The 15,727-nt window shown below is 65.8% G+C and carries 16 protein-coding genes; 6 read left to right on the top strand and 10 right to left on the bottom strand.

Annotated features, from left to right (window positions below):
* Nucleotides 1–7 precede the first annotated feature (7 nt).
* Complete coding sequence (locus RRU_RS06260; protein WP_011388951.1) at nucleotides 8–1,045, bottom strand: aspartate-semialdehyde dehydrogenase; 1,038 nt, start codon at nucleotides 1,043–1,045, stop codon at nucleotides 8–10.
* A gap of 87 nt (nucleotides 1,046–1,132) precedes the next feature.
* Nucleotides 1,133–1,774, bottom strand: a complete 642-nt coding sequence (locus RRU_RS06255; protein ID WP_014626122.1) for a cell wall hydrolase — start codon at nucleotides 1,772–1,774, stop codon at nucleotides 1,133–1,135.
* A gap of 755 nt (nucleotides 1,775–2,529) precedes the next feature.
* Between RRU_RS06255 and RRU_RS06250 the strand changes: the two genes are divergently transcribed.
* The 3 genes from RRU_RS06250 (at nucleotide 2,530) to petA (ending at nucleotide 4,028) form a co-directional block, all read left to right on the top strand.
* Entirely contained in the window at nucleotides 2,530–2,961 is a 432-nt protein-coding gene (locus RRU_RS06250; RefSeq protein ID WP_011388949.1) for a DUF134 domain-containing protein, read from the top strand.
* A 1-nt stretch (nucleotide 2,962) separates the two neighbouring features.
* Nucleotides 2,963–3,385: a NifB/NifX family molybdenum-iron cluster-binding protein gene (locus RRU_RS06245; protein WP_011388948.1), complete on the top strand. Its 423-nt coding sequence runs from the start codon at nucleotides 2,963–2,965 to the stop codon at nucleotides 3,383–3,385.
* 76 nt (nucleotides 3,386–3,461) lie between these two features.
* A complete protein-coding gene (gene petA, locus RRU_RS06240; protein WP_011388947.1) occupies nucleotides 3,462–4,028 on the top strand; it encodes a ubiquinol-cytochrome c reductase iron-sulfur subunit in 567 nt (188 codons plus the stop codon).
* A gap of 132 nt (nucleotides 4,029–4,160) precedes the next feature.
* On the opposite strand, the gene leuB is transcribed toward petA, so the two are convergent.
* From leuB to ffh, 8 genes are all read right to left on the bottom strand, one after another.
* A complete protein-coding gene (gene leuB, locus RRU_RS06235; protein ID WP_011388946.1) occupies nucleotides 4,161–5,273 on the bottom strand; it encodes a 3-isopropylmalate dehydrogenase in 1,113 nt (370 codons plus the stop codon).
* Nucleotides 5,274–5,359: 86 nt separating this feature from the next.
* Nucleotides 5,360–5,983 (bottom strand): 3-isopropylmalate dehydratase small subunit, encoded by a 624-nt coding sequence (gene leuD / locus RRU_RS06230; RefSeq protein WP_011388945.1) that lies wholly within the window; start codon nucleotides 5,981–5,983, stop codon nucleotides 5,360–5,362.
* A gap of 74 nt (nucleotides 5,984–6,057) precedes the next feature.
* Nucleotides 6,058–7,476, bottom strand: coding sequence for a 3-isopropylmalate dehydratase large subunit (gene leuC / locus RRU_RS06225; RefSeq protein ID WP_011388944.1), 1,419 nt, complete (start codon nucleotides 7,474–7,476; stop codon nucleotides 6,058–6,060).
* Nucleotides 7,477–7,610: 134 nt separating this feature from the next.
* The gene (rplS, locus tag RRU_RS06220) at nucleotides 7,611–8,102 is read right to left on the bottom strand and encodes a 50S ribosomal protein L19 (RefSeq protein WP_011388943.1); all 492 of its coding nucleotides are present in this window, start codon (nucleotides 8,100–8,102) and stop codon (nucleotides 7,611–7,613) included.
* The gene (gene trmD, locus RRU_RS06215; RefSeq protein ID WP_011388942.1) at nucleotides 8,099–8,818 is read right to left on the bottom strand and encodes a tRNA (guanosine(37)-N1)-methyltransferase TrmD; all 720 of its coding nucleotides are present in this window, start codon (nucleotides 8,816–8,818) and stop codon (nucleotides 8,099–8,101) included. The genes rplS and trmD overlap by 4 nt, the downstream gene beginning before the upstream one ends.
* The gene (rimM, locus tag RRU_RS06210) at nucleotides 8,815–9,420 is read right to left on the bottom strand and encodes a ribosome maturation factor RimM (protein WP_011388941.1); all 606 of its coding nucleotides are present in this window, start codon (nucleotides 9,418–9,420) and stop codon (nucleotides 8,815–8,817) included. The genes trmD and rimM overlap by 4 nt, the downstream gene beginning before the upstream one ends.
* 121 nt (nucleotides 9,421–9,541) lie before the next feature.
* Complete coding sequence (rpsP, locus tag RRU_RS06205) at nucleotides 9,542–9,916, bottom strand: 30S ribosomal protein S16 (RefSeq protein WP_011388940.1); 375 nt, start codon at nucleotides 9,914–9,916, stop codon at nucleotides 9,542–9,544.
* 78 nt (nucleotides 9,917–9,994) lie between these two features.
* Complete coding sequence (gene ffh, locus RRU_RS06200) at nucleotides 9,995–11,509, bottom strand: signal recognition particle protein (RefSeq protein WP_011388939.1); 1,515 nt, start codon at nucleotides 11,507–11,509, stop codon at nucleotides 9,995–9,997.
* A 443-nt stretch (nucleotides 11,510–11,952) separates the two neighbouring features.
* On the opposite strand from ffh, the gene dapF reads away from it, so the two are divergent.
* Genes dapF through ftsY form a run of 3 tightly spaced genes read left to right on the top strand, consistent with a single transcriptional unit; the run spans nucleotide 11,953 to nucleotide 15,634 of the window.
* Nucleotides 11,953–12,795, top strand: a complete 843-nt coding sequence (gene dapF / locus RRU_RS06195; protein WP_011388938.1) for a diaminopimelate epimerase — start codon at nucleotides 11,953–11,955, stop codon at nucleotides 12,793–12,795.
* A complete protein-coding gene (gene mtaB / locus RRU_RS06190; protein ID WP_011388937.1) occupies nucleotides 12,792–14,117 on the top strand; it encodes a tRNA (N(6)-L-threonylcarbamoyladenosine(37)-C(2))-methylthiotransferase MtaB in 1,326 nt (441 codons plus the stop codon). The genes dapF and mtaB overlap by 4 nt, the downstream gene beginning before the upstream one ends.
* Entirely contained in the window at nucleotides 14,114–15,634 is a 1,521-nt protein-coding gene (gene ftsY, locus RRU_RS06185) for a signal recognition particle-docking protein FtsY (RefSeq protein WP_011388936.1), read from the top strand. The genes mtaB and ftsY overlap by 4 nt, the downstream gene beginning before the upstream one ends.
* The last annotated feature ends 93 nt before the right edge of the window (nucleotides 15,635–15,727 follow it).

The following is a 15,727-nucleotide window of genomic DNA, read 5'->3' as shown; positions in this document are numbered from 1 at the left end:
GGCGGCCCTACTTCAGGTAATCGCGGGCCAGAACCTCGGCGATCTGCACGGCATTGAGCGCGGCGCCCTTGCGCAGATTGTCGGAGACGCACCAGAACGACAGACCGTTCTCAACGGTGGTGTCCTTGCGGATGCGCGAAACATAAACCGCGTCCTCGCCCGAACACTCGGCCGGCGTCACATAGCCTTCATTGGCGCGATGATCGACGATGATCACCCCTTCGCCGCCCTTGAGGGCGCGGCGGGCCGCCTCTTCGCTCATCGGCTTTTCGGTCTCGATGTTGACGTATTCCGCATGACCGACGAAGACCGGGACCCGGGCGCAATTGGCGTGAACCTTGATCGCCGGATCGAGGATCTTGCAGGTCTCGGCCGCCATCTTCCACTCTTCCTTGGTGGCGCCGTCATCCATGAAAATATCGATATGGGGGATGACGTTGAAGGCGATCTGCTTGGTGAACTTCTGCTGGAAGTCGGCGGGCGGCTGGTTGACGTAGATGCCCTTGGTCTGGTTGAACAGCTCGTCCATGCCATCCTTGCCCGCGCCCGACACCGACTGATAGGTGCTGACGACCACGCGCTTGATGCCGAAGGCGTCGTGCAGGGGCTTGAGCGCCACCACCATCTGGATGGTCGAGCAATTGGGATTGGCGATGATATGACGCTTGGTATAGCCGGCGATCGCCTGGGGATTGACCTCGGGCACCACCAACGGCACGTCGCGATCCATGCGGAAATGGCTGGTGTTGTCGATCACCACGCAGCCGGCGGCGGCGGCGCGCGGGCTATGGGTGGCCGACACCTTGGCGCCGGGCGAACTGAGGGCGATATCGACCCCGGTGAAATCGAAGGTCTCAAGGTCGCGGACCTTCAGCACCTGATCCTCGCCGAAAGACACCTCGCGTCCCGCCGAGCGCGAGGAGGCGAGCGCGATCACTTCGCTGACTGGAAATTTACGTTCGGCAAGGGTGGACAGCATTTCGCGCCCGACATTGCCGGTGGCGCCGATCACCGCCACCCGATAGCCGCCTGCTCTGTAAGCCATGGTTATCTCAAACCCCTTGAGTTCTCGGGCCGTGGAGGGGGGAAAAGCTACCCCCTGAGGCCCGAGTGATCAAGGGAAGCCGCCGCGCTACTGCCCCGCCACCTGCTCGCCTTTCTGGACGGTATCGATCCAGTCGGCGAAGGTGGAGGGGACGGGAGTCCCGGTGGTAGTCGACGTGCCGGTGTCGCGTTTGGCGGTTTGCGTCGCCGGGCGGCGCCCCACGGTATCGGTATAGAACACATGGGTGCCGATGCGAACCGTGCGGTCAAGCCGGTCCGCCCACGACGGCGCCACGGTGCCGTTATGGTACCAAAGCGCGCCGCGCGTCGGATCGTTGATGGCGTTGTCGCGCCGCAGCACCGACATGGCCAGCAGCACCGAGGAACGCCAAGCGTCTTCCTCGATCGGGGCATCGGCCTTGCCGTCGCAGTACCACGAGAATTGGCATCCCCGTCCCATACCGCTGCGATTCTCCTGCACGACGTCGCAGATGGAGCCCGGGAAGCGGGGATCGCGGGCCCGGTTCAGAACCACCTGGGCCACCGCCACCCGCCCCTGCAGCGTCTCGCCGCGGGCTTCCCAGTAATCATTGAGGGCCAGACAAAGCATGTCTTTCTTGGCCACAACCAGCGTTCCGGGGCCAACCCGGATGTCCTTGGGCAATTCCGCAGCCCCCGCCAGCGAAGCACCGAGGAGCAAGGCTCCCAGCGCGGTCAGGATAAGTCTCATCGGCTGTTTCCCCCGCACCATCTTTGGGACCTCCCGGTGTCGGGAGGGTCCGGCCGATGGCACGGCCCTTTCGTTTCTGTCCGAGTGGCTTCCCCGCCGGGACACCCGCTTCGTGGGTGCCGCCAACACAAAAAGCTCGATCTTTGGGATCGCTCCAGCCCTTGGCCGGACCAACCTCCCTTTCAACGTCGTGATGGTGTCCTGGAGACCAGGAGTGCTCCCGAGGGGTCGGGAGGGGTGTGAAATCTAAAAAAGTGGTTCGCCGAGCCTCTTTTCGCAAGTGCGAAAGAACCGCCGACATCCCCACCATGGACCGACCATAGAGGGGGCGACTGCCCATCACAATCGGCGATGATCGATCGGCTATCCCGTTTAAGAACCCCTGTGGCGAGAGCGCCACAAGGCCGATGACGAAACATCACCCCCTTCCCGGCGCTGGGCTTTTTATTTCGGGTCGGAACTTTGTCTTGATAATTGTCAATGCCCAGCCGATGCACGCAGCCTACAACAGCGGCGAGCCAACAGGGTGTCAGATACCCCCGACACCCGATCGGCCGACCATACCAGTTCCTCATGTGGTCTACTTCACCGGGCACCGATAGCGTCGATGCCCGGTTTTTTCATGTCCAATCAACATATTACCGTCCTTTTCTCCTTGCGCCCGCCGCGAGGCATTATGAGCTTGCGTTCATAACATCCTTGCGTTTGGTCGGCGCCCACCTTAGTTTTGAGCATAGGCTCAGAACGGAGAAAGCATGCCCCGTCCCCGAAAAACCCGGACGGTCCGCACCGATCTTGCGGTCCACTTCTACAAGCCCCAGGGCATTCCGCTGCGGGATCTGCAAAGCGTCACCTTGTCCCTCGATGGACTGGAGGCCCTGCGCCTTGCCGATGTCGAGGGACTGGAACACGCCGCCGGCGCGGACTCGATGGGCATCTCGCGACCGACGTTCTCGCGGCTGCTGACCGAGGCGCGGACCACCGTGGCCACCGCCCTGGTCGAAGGCTGGGCCATTCACATCGACGGCGGCCCGGTCGCCCAGGGTCCGGCATTGGACGGTTCGGCCTGCCCCAACCGCCGCCAGCGCCGGGGGCCCTGCGCCCGTCGCGGCGCCGCCGGAGCCTTGGCCCGCCAAACCGGCGACGAGCCGCCCTCGTCGCCGACCGATAACGAAAAGGATGACTAAGATGACGGACTGCGTGGCGTTTCCCTGCCTTTTGCCCGGGGGATTAAAGGCACCGCTTTTTGGCCACTTCGGCGAAAGCGAGGCCTTTACCGTGGTCTTGCTGCGCGATGGCGCGGTGGCCGATGTCAAGGTTCTTGCCGCCCCCGCCCATGAGCACGGCGGCTGCATGGCCCCGGTGCGCCTGCTGGCCGAAGCGGGCGTGACCGCCCTGGTGACCGCCGGCATCGGCGGTCGCCCGCTCCAGGGATGCACCCACCAGGGGATCACCGCCTTCCAGGCCGGCTCTCTTGCAACCGTGGAAGAGGCGCTCCACGCCTGGACGAACGCCCAACTGGCGCCCTTTTCGCCCGAGATGGCCTGCGCCGGCGGCGGGTCCGCCCACGGATCGGCGGAGAGCGCTTGTTGCGGAGCGATTGAGAATTAGCATCGACGCATATACGCCACCCGCCTAGACTCGGGCGCAATCGCGTCGTCCTGATGGTTTCAAGGAGGTCTTCCCGATGACGATTTCAGACTCTCCCCTGGCGGGCCCGCCGTCCCTGGACGACGACGGGTTCAAAACACGCCGGGACTTCCTAATTTACGGCACCCTGGCGGTCAGCGCCGCCGGGGCGGCCCTGGCCGCTTGGCCGTTTATCGACTTCCTCAATCCCGCCGCCGACACCCGGGCGCTGTCGACCACCGAGGTCGATATCTCGGGCATCGTCGAAGGTCAGGCGATCACCGTCACTTGGCAAGGCAAGCCGGTCTTCGTCCGCCACCGCACCGCCCTGGAAATAGCCGAGGCCCAGGCCGTGGATCCGGCCACCCTGCGCGATCCGCAAACCGATGGCGAGCGGGTTCAAAACGCCCCCTGGCTGGTGATGATCGGCATCTGCACCCATCTCGGCTGCATTCCTTTGGGTCAGAAGACGGGCGATCCCAAGGGCGATTTCGACGGCTGGTTCTGCCCCTGCCACGGATCGCATTACGATTCCTCGGGTCGGGCGCGCAAGGGACCGGCCCCGCTCAACATGGCGATCCCGCCCTATACCTTCCGCGACGACACCACCTTGCGCATCGGCTGACGGGACTTTTGAGAGTGACGCAAATCGTCGTCGCACTCTGATCCAGAGTGCTCGGGATTTGCTTCCGAAACACCACAGGCCCCCGGAGCGATCCCCGGGGGCCTGTGTGTTTTCGGAGCGGAAAGCCCTGGATTAGTTGGCCAATTGGGCCATCTCGGCCAGCAGGGCGTCGCCCATGCCGGTGGTGCCGACCAGGGTCTTGCCGGGCTGGAAGATGTCGCCGGTGCGCAGGCCCTTGGCCAGAACGCCCCGCACGGCGTTGTCGACCAGATCGGCCTCTTCGGCCAGATCGAAGCTGTAGCGCAGCATCATCGAGAAGCTGAGGATGGTCGCCAGCGGATTGGCCTTGTCCTGGCCGGCGATATCGGGGGCCGAGCCATGGACCGGTTCGTACATCGCCCGACGGTTGCCCGCCGCGTCGGCGGCGCCCAGGCTGGCCGAGGGCAGCATGCCCAGCGACCCGGTGAGCATGGCGGCGCAATCGGACAGGATATCGCCAAACAGGTTGTCGGTGACGATGACATCGAACTGCTTGGGCTGGCGGACCAACTGCATGGCGCAGTTATCGGCGTACATATGCGACAGGGCGATCTCGGGGTAGTCGGCGCCCAGCTTGGTCACCTCCTCGCGCCACAGCAGGCCGCTTTCCATGACATTGGCCTTTTCGACGCTGCACAGCCGCTTGCCGCGCTTGCCCGCCAGATCGAAGGCCACCTTGGCGACGCGCACGATCTCGTGGGTGTCATAGACCTGGGTGTTGACGCCGCGGCGCTCGCCGTTGGGCAGGGCGCTGATGCCGCGCGGCTGGCCGAAATAAACGCCGCCGGTCAGCTCGCGCACGATCATCACGTCAAGGCCCGAGACCAGCTCGGTCTTCAGGGTCGAAGCCTCGGCCAGGGCGTCGAAGACCATCGCCGGACGCAGATTGGCAAACAGCTCCAGGTCCTTGCGCAGGCGCAAAAGCCCACGCTCGGGCTTAAGCTCGAAAGGCAGGGAGGCATCCCATTTCGGCCCGCCGACGGCGCCCAGCAGCACGGCGTCGGCGGCCAGGGCCAGGGCGACGGTGTCGTCATGCAGGGGCGTGCCCTGGGCGTCATAGGCGGCGCCGCCAACCAAGGCGTCTTCGACTTCAAAGGCGGTGCGGCCGGTTTGGTTCAGCCAGTCCATGACCCGGCGCACCTGGGCCATGACTTCGGGGCCGATGCCGTCGCCGGCAAGGAACAGGATCTTCTTGGAAACGGGCATGGAAAATGTCCTTGGAAAAATCGTTCGTCACAAGAGCGGAGACGGTATGAAAAAGGGCGCACCCGGCGGCGCGCCCCTTGAACGGATCAGACGGCTTTGGCGATCGGCAGCCAGGGCGAACTCATCGCCCGCGTCCGCTCGAAATCGTCGATCTTGTCGCCCTTCTGCAAGGTCAGGCCGATATCGTCCAGACCGTTGAGCAGACAATGCTTGCGGAAGGCGTCGATCTCGAAGGCGATCTGGCCGCCATCGGGGCCGCGGATCACCTGATTTTCCAGATCGACCGTCAGCGTGGCGTTGGAGCCGCGCCCGGCGTCGTCGAGCAGCTTGTCGATCTCGACCTGCGGCAGGGCGATGGGCAGGATGCCGTTCTTGAAGCAGTTGTTGAAAAAGATATCGGCGAAGCTGGGGGCGATGACGCAGCGGATGCCGAAATCGAGCAGGGCCCAGGGGGCATGTTCGCGCGAGCTGCCGCAGCCGAAATTGGCCCCGGTCACCAGGATGGTCGCCTTGCGCCAAGCGGCCTTGTTCAGAATGAAATCCGGGTTCTCGGCGCCGTCTTCCAGAAACCGCATCTCGTCAAACAGGTTCTTGCCCAGGCCCGTCCGCTTGATGGTCTTCAGGAACTGCTTGGGAATGATCATGTCGGTATCGATATTGATCATCGGCAAAGGCGCCGCGATCCCGGTCAGCACGGTGAATTTTTCCATCACTCAAACCCTCATCTCATCTCGCATCAAAGCCCGCCGCCCTGGCCGATCCCCCCCGTGACAGGGGGGAGCCGTCACCCCAGCGAGGGGGCCAGGGATTGGGCGTCGGTCAGCTTGCCGGTGATCGCCGAGGCGACAGCGACGGCCGGACTGACCAGATGGGTCCGCCCCCCCTTGCCCTGGCGGCCTTCGAAATTGCGGTTCGAGGTCGAGGCACAGCGCTCGCCCGGCGCCAACTTGTCGGCGTTCATCGCCAGACACATCGAGCAGCCCGGCTCGCGCCATTCAAAGCCGGCCTCCAGGAAGATCTGGTCCAGACCTTCGGATTCGGCCTGTTCCTTGACCAGACCCGATCCCGGAACGACGATGGCGTTGACGGTGGCGGCCACCTTGCGGCCCTTGGCGATGGCGGCGGCGGCGCGCAGGTCTTCGATGCGGCCATTGGTGCACGAGCCGATGAACACCTTGTCGATGGCGACCTCGGTCATCGGCATGCCGGGCTTGAGATCCATATAGGCCAGGGCGCGCTCAATGGCGGCGCGGCGGCCAGGATCGGCCTCGGCGGCGGGATCGGGCACCCGGCCCGACAGCGCCACCACGTTCTCCGGGCTGGTCCCCCAGGTCACCTGCGGCTCGATCGCGCCGGCATCCATCTCGATAACCGTGTCATAGACCGCGCCCTCGTCGGTCTTCAGCGTCTTCCAATAGGAAATCGCCGCTTCCCAGGCCGCGCCCTTGGGGGCGAAGGGCCGCCCCTTCAGATACTCGAAGGTCACCTCGTCAGGGGCGATCAACCCGGCGCGGGCGCCGCCTTCGATGGTCATATTGCAGACCGTCATCCGGCCTTCCATCGACAGGCCGCGGATCGCCTCGCCGGCGAATTCGATCACATGGCCGGTGCCGCCGGCGGTGCCGATGCGGCCGATCACGGCGAGCACGATGTCCTTGGCGCTCACGCCCGGGCGCAAGGCCCCGTCGATGCGCACCAGCATGTCCTTGGCCGGCTTCTGCAGCAGCGTCTGGGTGGCCAGAACGTGTTCGACCTCGCTGGTGCCGATCCCGAAGGCCAAAGCGCCGAAGGCGCCATGGGTCGAGGTATGGGAATCGCCGCAGACGATGGTCGCCCCCGGCAGGGTAAAGCCCTGTTCGGGACCGACGATATGAACGATGCCCTGGCGGATATCGTCCATTTCCAGATAGGGCACGCCGAATTCGGCGGTATTGCTGCCCAAAGCCTCGACCTGGATGCGGCTTTCCTCGTCGGCGATGCCCTTGGAGCGATCGGTGGTGGGCACGTTATGATCGGCCACCGCCAGGGTCTGCTCGGGCCGGCGCACCTTGCGTCCGGTCATCCGCAGGCCTTCGAAAGCCTGGGGGCTGGTCACTTCGTGAACCAGATGGCGATCGATGTAAATCAGGCAGGTCCCATCATCCTGCACGTCCACGAGATGGCTTTGCCAGATCTTGTTGAACAGGGTTTTGGGCTTACCCATGCATCGACGCTCCAAATAAAGGCTCGGCTGTTCGCATAAATCCAAGACGGAAAGGCGGTCAGTCCCCGCCGGGGCTGCCGCCGGGAAAACCCCGGCGACAGCAGGAGGGCGGACGACCGTCGCAACCCGAAGGCTTACTTCTTGGCCTTGGGCTTGGGCGCGGGCTTCTTGCCCTGGGGCCGGACCTCGGGCTTGCTGGCCTGGTCCTTGCCCGAAGCCTTGCGCTCCTGGCTGATCTCGCGCTCGACGGCCAAAGCCTGCTGGGTCGCCGTCGTATCCTCGATGATACGCGCCGAACGGCCCTGACGGCCACGCAGGTAGTACAGCTTCGCGCGACGGACCTTACCGCGACGCACCACTTCGATGCGGTCGATGGTCGGGGCATAGAGCGGGAAAATACGCTCAACGCCTTCGCCAAACGAGATCTTGCGCACGGTGAAGGACGAGTTCAGCGCGGCATTGCGCCGGGCGATGCAGACGCCTTCGTAGACCTGAACGCGCTGACGGTTGCCTTCGATAACCTTCACGTGAACGCGAAGGGTGTCGCCCGGGGAAAACTGGGGCACGCCCCGCTGTTCCAGGAGCTTCTCGATCTGCTCCTTCTCGAACTGCTCGATAATGTTCATTGTCCGCATCCTCTATCAAGGGAAGTCCGCGCGGCGACATAGCGGGCCCACAGGTCCGGCCGCCGCGTCTGGGTGATCTCCTCCGACCGGGCCTGTCGCCAGTCGGAAACCTTCTGATGGTGGCCCGAGGTCAGAACCTCGGGTACCGTGCGGCCCCGCCATTCGGCGGGCCGCGTATAATGGGGATACTCGAGGAGTCCCCGCTCGAAACTCTCGTCTTCAAGGGATTCCGTCTTGCCGACGACTCCCGGAAGCAGCCGCACCACCGCGTCAAGCAGGACCTGGGCGGCCGCCTCTCCACCGGACAGGACATAGTCGCCGATGCTGATCTCCAGCATCCCCCGTTCGTCAAGCACCCGCTGATCGACGCCCTCATAGCGTCCGCACAGCAGGGTCAACGACGGGGCCTGCGCCAACTCGCGCACCAGGGCCTGATCAAGCACCCGGCCCCGCGGGGTCAGATAGACCAGCGGACCATCGCCCGGCCAGGATGCGGCGATCGCCGCATCCACCACGTCGGGACGCATGACCATGCCGGCGCCACCGCCAAAGGGACTGTCGTCCACCGTATGGTGACGGTCGGTGGCAAACGACCGGATATCGACGGCCTCGATGCTCCAAGCGCCGGTTTCCAAGGCCTTGCCGGCGATGGAATGACCAAGCGGTCCGGGAAACATCTCGGGAAACAGGGTCAGAACGACGGCGCGCAAACTCATGACGCGCCCCCCTTGCCGTCCCCATCCTCATCGATCCCCACACCCGGATCTTCCTCGACCTCGCCCTCGACCCCTGCGGGCGGACGGGTGTCGTCAAGAAGACCCAGCGGCGGATCGGCGACCAGCCGTCCGGCCTTGACGTCGACCAGCGGAACCACCGCCTTGGTGAAAGGCAGCAAAACCGAGCGGCGCCCCTGGGCCAGGGTCACTTCCAGCATATCGCCGGCGCCGAAGTCGTGAACCGAATGCACCACCCCAAGCCGGCCGCCGTCCACAAGGTCGACGGGCAGTCCGATCAGATCGGCGTGGTAGTATTCGTCCTCCTCCAGCGCGTCGGCGGGCAAGGCGGCGCGATCAAGAAACAGCCGCGTCCCCTTCAGCGCGTCGGCGGCGGTTCGGTCGGAAACCCCCGGAATCTGGCAAATGACAACGCCTTTCGCCTGATTTCGGACTTCCACGGCGAAGCGGCGCGTCCCGGTCTCGTCGGACAGCGGGCCGTAGTCGCACAGGGCCATCTCGTCCTGGGTGAAGCTTTTCACCCGAACGAGACCCCGTACGCCATGGGATCCCACGATCACGCCCACGAGCAGACGCTCCGTCATCGCCACCGTTCCTGTTGCCGGCCGCTTGGCCGGCCCATCCCGTTACCGGCCATCAAACCGGCCAGGGAGAGGCAAGGGGTCCGCGGCCCGAAAGCGAGCGGACGGACAACCCCAAAAGACATCAGCCTTCGGCGCTCGCCGCGGCTTCGGCGGCGGCACGGGCCTTTTCCTCGGCCTCGCGCAGACGCTCCTGGGCCTTGGCCTTGGGCTGGGCCTGCTTGGTCTGCTCGGGGACCTTGCGGGCCTCGGTCAGGCCGGACAGGCCAAGGAACCGGGCGACGCGATCGGACGGCAGGGCGCCAACGCCCAGCCAGTACTTCACGCGCTCGTCCTTGAGAACGACGCGGCGCTCGTGGTCACGCGGCAGCATCGGATCGAAGGTGCCCAGCTTCTCGATGAAGCGACCATCACGCGGCGAGCGGGAATCCGCCACCACGATGCGGTAGAAGGGGCGCTTCTTGGCGCCGCCGCGGGCAAGCCGAATTCGCAGGGACATGGTCTTGCTTACTCCTAAGTTCCTGATCAACTCGAAAAAACGATAGTCACGCCGGAGCGCCGCCTGGGCGCTATCCGACTACTTCTTCTTCCCGGAGAACCGACCGGGAAAACCTGGGGGCAGCCCGCCGCGCGGACCGCCGAGACCGGGAAAGCCGGGGGGCAGGCCGCCGCCGGCGCCGCCAAGCGCCGACAGATCGGGCGCGTCGCCCTCGCCACCGCCGCCCATGCCGCCAAGCAGGCCCATCAGACCCTTCTTGCCACCCATCTTTTTCATCTTCTTCATCACCACCGCCATCTGCTGGTGCTGCTTCAGAAGCTTATTGACCTCGGGAACGTTCGAGCCCGAGCCATCGGCGATGCGCTTCTTGCGCGAGGCCTTGACCAGATCGGGGTTGCGACGCTCCTTGATCGTCATCGACAAGATGATCGCCTCCTGGCGCTTCATCATGTTGTCGTCGATCTTCGATTCGGCCATCTGGCGCTGCATCTTGCTGATGCCGGGCATCATGCCGAGCAGGCCCTTCATGTCGCCCATCTTCTTGATCTGACGGATCTGGGCCAGCATGTCCTCAAGGTCGAACTTGCCTTCCATCATCCGCTTGGCGACGCGTTCGGCCTGATCCATCTCGATGGTCTCGGCCGCCTTCTCGACCAGGGCGACGACGTCGCCCATGCCCAGAATGCGTCCGGCGATGCGCTGGGCGTGGAACGCCTCAAGGGCGTCCATCTTCTCGCCCATGCCCATCAATTTGATCGGCACGCCGGTCACCGCCCGCATCGACAAGGCCGCGCCGCCGCGGCTGTCGCCATCGACCCGGGTCAGCACGATGCCGGTCACGCCGACCTTTTCGTTGAATTCCTGGGCGACGTTGACGGCGTCCTGGCCGGTCATGGCGTCGGTGACCAGCAGCACCTCGTGGGGATTGACCAGGGCGCGCACCTCGGCGACCTCGGTCATCAGCACTTCGTCGATATGCAGCCGGCCGGCGGTATCGAGGATGACCACGTCGTAGCCGCCGACGCGGGCCGCCTGCATGGCGCGGCGGGCGATCTCGACGGGCTTCTGGCCCATCACCACTTCCAGGGTGTCGACCCCGGTCTGTTCGCCAAGGATGGCGAGCTGGCGCTGGGCGGCCGGACGGTAAACGTCGAGCGAGGCCATCAGCACCTTCTTGCGCTCGCGCTTGGTGATGCGCAGGGCGATCTTGGCCGAGGTGGTGGTCTTGCCCGACCCCTGCAGGCCGACCATCAGGATCGGCACCGGCGGGGTATGGGCGATATCGATGCCCAGCGACATCGGATCGGGCTCGGCCTCGACCCCACCCTCGCCCGACAGCATGTCGACCAGGGCGTCGTGAACGAGCTTGACCACCATCTGCCCGGGGGTGACCGAGCGGATGACCTCTTGGCCGATGGCCTGTTCCTTGACCTGGGCAACGAACTGCTTGACCACGGCTAGGGCGACGTCGGCCTCGAGAAGGGCGACGCGCACTTCGCGCATGGCGGCATCGACGTCGGCTTCCGAAAGGGAACCCCGTCTGCGCAGTTTATCGAGAACGTCGCCCAAGCGACCCGACAGTCCGTCGAACATGGTCCCCGCCCCGTTTCCCAAAGGTGTCGCCCTTCCGCTCCGGCATTCGGCCAAACGACAGTATCGCCAGTGCGCGATGCTCGCGGACTGGCGGACCTCCTTGGAGGCATTGGCCGTCAACCGAAACGGATGACAAAGAATCCCGGCCGCCCCGTAAACGGGACTCCGGTGGCTCACTGTCTAGAACCCACAACAAGCCGAGTCAAGAAAAACCCGGCCTTGGCGGCGCAGGGGAGATGATCGGCAAACGCTCCGACCGCCCCCAAAACCGCAAAAGCGCTGAATCGGACAGTCGAAGCCAGCTTTCAGGGCCGTCGCCACCAAGCTTGGCGGGCGCGGATCAAGGATTGCGCGTTAGGCAGTACCCGACTTCATCACAGTTTGATCCCGGAATCGGGTGTTCCGCTGGACTCCGTTTCGAGCCACGCCTATAAGTCGCGATCATGAGCATACGTGGCACCCATTTCCTGAAAATGCACGGCCTGGGCAACGATTTTATCGTGATCGACGCCCGGACCCGTCCGCTCGACCTGACGCCCGAGCGCGTCCGCGCCTTGGCCGACCGGCATTCGGGGGTGGGCTGCGATCAGTTCGTCACCATCGAACCGGCGCGTGGTGGCGGCGTCGCCTTCATGGGCCTGCGCAACGCCGATGGCGAAATCGTCGAAAGCTGTGGCAACGCCTCGCGCTGCGTCGGCCGCCTGCTGCTTGAGGAACGCGAAGCCGAAAGCGTTCTGATCGAAACCCTGGGCGGCATGGTCGAAGCCCGCCGGGCCAGTGGCGAGTTGATCGAGGTCGACATGGGCCCGGCCCGTCTGACCTGGCAAGAGATCCCGCTGGCCGGGGCGGCCGATACCCTCCACATCGAGCTGAGCGTCGGCCCGTTGAGCGACCCCTGCGCCGTATCGATGGGCAATCCCCATGCGGTGTTCTTCGTTGACGACGCCGACGCCATCGACCTCGCCACCTGGGGTCCGCTGATCGAGCACCATGGCCTGTTCCCCAATCGCACCAATGTCGAAGCCGTTCACCTCCGCGCCGATGGCCGTTTGCGCATGCGGGTATGGGAACGCGGCGTCGGCATCACCCGAGCCTGCGGCACCGGCGCCTGCGCCAGCGCCGTGGCCGCCATGCGGCGCGGCTTGATCGCCGGCCGCACCGCCGAGGTCGTTCTCGATGGCGGCACGCTTGGCATCGTCTGGCGCGAAAGCGACGGCCATGTGCTGATGACCGGCAGTGCCACCCTGGCCTATTCGGGGGTCCTGGACGAAGGAGCCTGGGCATGACCGCCACTCCCCTCGCGCCGCCGACGGCCGATGCGATCGACGATAACGCCAGCCCCGGCGGTCCGCGCATCGTCACTTTCGGCTGCCGTCTCAATACCTATGAATCCGAGGTGATGCGCGAACAGGCGGCCAAGGCCGGGCTGAGCGATGCCATCATCGTCAATACCTGCGCCGTCACCCGCGAGGCCGAGCGTCAGGCCCGCCAGACCATCCGCCGCCTGCGCCGCGAGAATCCGGAAACCCGGCTGATCGTCACCGGCTGCGGCGCCCAGCTTGACCCGAAAGGCTGGGGGGCGATGCCCGAGGTCGATCAGGTGCTGGGCAACGAGGAAAAGCTGAAGGCGGAAAGCTATCGGCCGCTGGCCGGCGGACTTGACCTGGGCGCCCCGGAAAAGATCCTGGTCGACGACATCATGACCGTGCGCGAAACCGCGCTGCATCTGGTCGGCGGCTTCGAGGGACGGGCCCGCGCCTTCGTTCAGGTTCAGCAGGGCTGCGACCACCGCTGCACCTTCTGCATCATCCCCTTCGCCCGCGGCAACAGCCGCAGCGTGCCGATGGGCCGCATCGTCGACCAGATCCGCGCCCTGGTCGCGGCCGGCTATCGGGAAGTGGTGCTAACCGGGGTCGACATCACCGCCTATGGTCCCGATCTGCCCGGGGCGCCAAGCCTGGGTCAGATGGTGCGCCGCCTGCTGCGCGCCGTGCCGGACCTGCCCCGCCTGCGGCTGTCGAGCCTTGATCCGGTCGAGGTCGACGAGGATCTGCTGGCCCTGGTGGCCAGCGAGCCCCGGCTGCTCGCCCATCTTCATCTCTCGGTTCAGGCCGGCGCCGATCTGATCCTCAAGCGCATGAAGCGCCGCCACCTGCGCGACGACGTCATCGCCCTCGCCCAGCGCCTGCGGACGCTGCGCCCCGGGATGGCGCTGGGCGCCGATATCATCGTCGGCTTCCCCACCGAAACCGAAGAGCACTTCGCCCAATCCCTGGCCCTGGTCGAGGAGGCCGGGCTGACCCATCTGCATGTGTTCCCCTATAGCCCGCGCCCGGGAACCCCGGCGGCGCTGATGCCCCAGGTCGACAAGGCCGTGGTCAAGGACCGGGCGCGGCGCCTGCGCGAGGCCGGCGAAGCGGCCCTGGCCGCCCACCGCGCCGTGCTGGTCGGCGGCATCGACCATGTTTTGATCGAACGCCCTGGCGAAGGCCATGGCGAGACCTTTGTCCCCGTGAGCGTGGACCCGGCCCTGACGCCGGGCAGCATCGTGCCCGTCCGGCTGCGCGCCGGTGAGGGTGGCCATCTGATCGGAGAAGCCGTTTCGTGAGCGAGCACAGCGCCAATCAGCGGAAGAAGAAGGGCACCGCCGTGGCGGTCCCGACGTCCCTCGAAAGCCGGCCCCGCCGTCGCATCGACCCGCTCGCCCATAAGAAGCGGGGCTTCTGGAGCACGCTTTTCTGGACCATCGTCGGCCCGGTGTCGTTCGATGTGGCCGAAGCCGAACTGGCCGCCGCCGAGCAGGCCGAACTCGCCGCCCTCGCCCCGCCCGCCGCCGCGCCCCCCACCACGCCCAAGCGCCCGCTCAGCGCCCCGCCGCCGCTGGCCAAGCCCCGGCCCGAGGCGAGGCCGACGCCGCCCAAGCCGGTCGTCGTGCCGAGCGCCAAGCCCGAGCCCAAGCCGGTCGCGGTTCCGCCGCCCGCCGCCAAGCCGCCCGTCGCCAAGCCGTCCATTCCCAAGCCGGCTCCGCCGCCGCCGGTGCCACCCACCGCCCCGCCGCCGGCGACCGCGCCCGAGGCCCTCGTTCCCGAGAGCCTGCCCGAGGTCATCGCCCCGCAGATCACGCCCGAGGCGGCGCCGCCGGTCGTTCCCGAAGCCATCCCCGAGTTCTGGCCGGAGGTTCTTCCAGAACCAGTGGCCGAGCCGGTCAAGGTCAGCTTCTTCGCCCGGCTGCGCGGCGGTCTGTCGCGGACCTCGGGCAAGCTGGTTGGCGGCATCATGGGGCTGGTCAGCGAGCGCAAGCTCGATGATCAGGCGCTCGAGGATCTGGAAGACCTGCTGATCACCGCCGATATCGGCGTCGAGACCGCGGGCAAGCTGACGCGCTCGCTGGCCAAGGAACGCTTTGGCAAGAACGTGACCGGCGAAGAGATTCGCGGCCATTTCGCCGACGAGATCGCCACCATCCTCGGCCCTGTCGCCCGGCCGCTCGAAATCGACGGGTCGCTCAAGCCCCATGTCGTCCTGGTGGTCGGCGTCAACGGCTCGGGCAAGACCACGACGATCGGCAAGATCGCCAACCAGTTGGTGCACGAGAACAAAAGGGTGCTGCTGGCCGCCGGCGACACCTTCCGCGCCGCCGCCGTCGAACAACTGCGCATCTGGGGGGATCGCACCGGCTGCGAGGTGATCGCCCGCGACACCGGCGCCGATTCCGCCGGCCTCGCTTTCGACGCCCTGCAAAAGGCGCGGGCCGAGGGCTACGACGTGCTGCTGATCGATACCGCCGGCCGCTTGCACAACAAGACCGAGCTGATGGAGGAACTGAAAAAGGTCGTGCGCGTGCTGCGCAAGATCGATCCGGCGGTTCCCCATACCTGTCTCCAGGTCCTCGACGCCACCGTCGGCCAAAACGCCCACCAGCAGGTCAAGGTCTTCCAGGAGATGACCGATGTCTCGGGACTGGTGATGACCAAGCTCGACGGCACGGCCAAGGGCGGCGTGGTGGTGGCGCTTGCCGATAAATTCGGCCTGCCCGTCCATTACGTCGGCATCGGCGAAGGCATCGATGATCTGCGCCCCTTCAGCGCGCGGGACTTCGCCCGCGGGCTGATGGACCTCGATTAGAGCAAATCCCGAGCACTCTGTTCCAGAGTGCGACGACGATTTGCTTCAATATCAGTGGGTTAGAGCTGCGTTCCGGTACCAGATGTCACGCAC

The sequence above is a fragment of the Rhodospirillum rubrum ATCC 11170 genome (assembly GCF_000013085.1).
GTDB classification, from domain to species: domain Bacteria; phylum Pseudomonadota; class Alphaproteobacteria; order Rhodospirillales; family Rhodospirillaceae; genus Rhodospirillum; species Rhodospirillum rubrum.
Note: the sequence above shows the minus strand (reverse complement) of the source record. Positions and strands in the feature narration are given on the sequence as shown.